The following is a 1302-nucleotide window of genomic DNA, read 5'->3' as shown; positions in this document are numbered from 1 at the left end:
GATTTCTGGCAATCGTCCGATCGCTCTCAGTCATCTGCACATTAGCGAAACTTATACAGTCATGGGTAATCGTCCCGTTGCTTCCAATGAAATCGATGATCCCGAAACTTTAATGGGATTTTTGGATTAATTGTTTTGTTGATCAAGACGGATTTTTTCCCTGTCCCGGACGGGGAATTTATTTTTTCTAGCCCACCGTTTTTAATCCCGATGCTGTTTAAGCAAAAATTTTTCTTAATTGTCTCGTTTCTAATAGTGGTTTTTTGCGGTTTCGGATTATTAAATTTTACCTACGATGCTTCAGTTTTAGCGCAAGAGGAATATTATCAGATTCGATCGCTTCATAGTCGCGATGGTATCGGTAAATTTTATCTAGGACGGGAAATCGCTAAAGTCATGGGACACCAAGAAATGTTATGGTTAGAACGTCCTAGTCGCCGTTTCACGGAAAAACCCGATGATCTGATCACCGCACTACATTTAAAACCCACAGACCTAGTGGCAGATATCGGCGCGGGGACAGGTTATTTGAGTTTTCCTATGGCGAATTTAGTAGAACAAGTTTTCGCTGTCGATGTGCAACCGGAAATGTTAGGGGCAATTGATTTTTTAGCCGAGGAAAATCAAGTGAAGAATATAACCACAATTCTCGCCACAGAAACCGATCCCAAATTGCCTATAAATGCGCTCGATTTAGCTTTAATGGTCGATGCTTATCACGAGTTTTCCTCTCCCCGCGAGATGATGGAGAATCTGGTCAAATCCTTAAAACCCGATGGTAGGGTGGTATTAGTAGAATACCGTCGTGAAAATCCCCTGATTCCCATCAAAGCCCTTCATAAAATGACCCGCAGACAGGTAGAAAAAGAAATGGCCGCTGTTGGTTTACTGCCAGAAGAAATCATCGAGACTTTGCCCCAACAACATTTAATGATTTTCCAAAAGGCTGGTTCTTCGGGTTAATTTTATCGGTAAGCTTGGGTATCATAAGATTATCTAGGCAAAGAGGTAGATAAACATGGATATCGACGATCGAGTAGATTCTCTCTATAAACTAGCCAGAAATTATCCAGATAATCGGGAGTTACAAGAAGCTGTTGCTGTAATTAAGTCCCTGCGAAGCTCTCAAGGACAATATAAACGATGGAATCAGCAATATCGGGCTCTTCGGTTTGTGTTATGCAATGGATGGGGGTTATAAGGAATGAAACCCTTATAGAGACAGACATTACCGCGATTTTTGTCAATTGTTTGCGATCTAGAGCGAACTAATCAATTAAATCTCTTGCCAGATAAGGATTT

General features: G+C 41.1%; 2 protein-coding genes. Both read left to right on the top strand.

The window, feature by feature from the left end:
- Positions 1-210 precede the first annotated feature (210 nt).
- On the top strand, positions 211-963 hold the full coding sequence (locus PX481_RS07210; RefSeq protein ID WP_288023572.1) for a class I SAM-dependent methyltransferase: 753 nt from the start codon (positions 211-213) through the stop codon (positions 961-963).
- A gap of 55 nt (positions 964-1018) precedes the next feature.
- Positions 1019-1201 carry a hypothetical protein gene (locus PX481_RS07205; protein WP_288023593.1) on the top strand — a complete coding sequence of 61 codons (183 nt, stop codon included), beginning with the start codon at positions 1019-1021 and terminating at the stop codon, positions 1199-1201.
- Positions 1202-1302: the final 101 nt, after the last annotated feature.

This window comes from Microcystis sp. M53603_WE2 (genome assembly GCF_030065435.1).
The sequence above is the reverse complement of the archived record's forward strand: the minus strand, read 5'-3'. Positions and strand labels throughout refer to the sequence as shown.

What these genes read in the sequence shown, in the direction of transcription:
- PX481_RS07210 (WP_288023572.1), top strand. Translation starts at nt 211, where the DNA reads ATGCTGTTTAAGCAAAAATTTTTCTTAATTGTCTCGTTTCTAATAGTG.
- PX481_RS07205 (WP_288023593.1), top strand. Translation starts at nt 1,019, where the DNA reads ATGGATATCGACGATCGAGTAGATTCTCTCTATAAACTAGCCAGAAAT.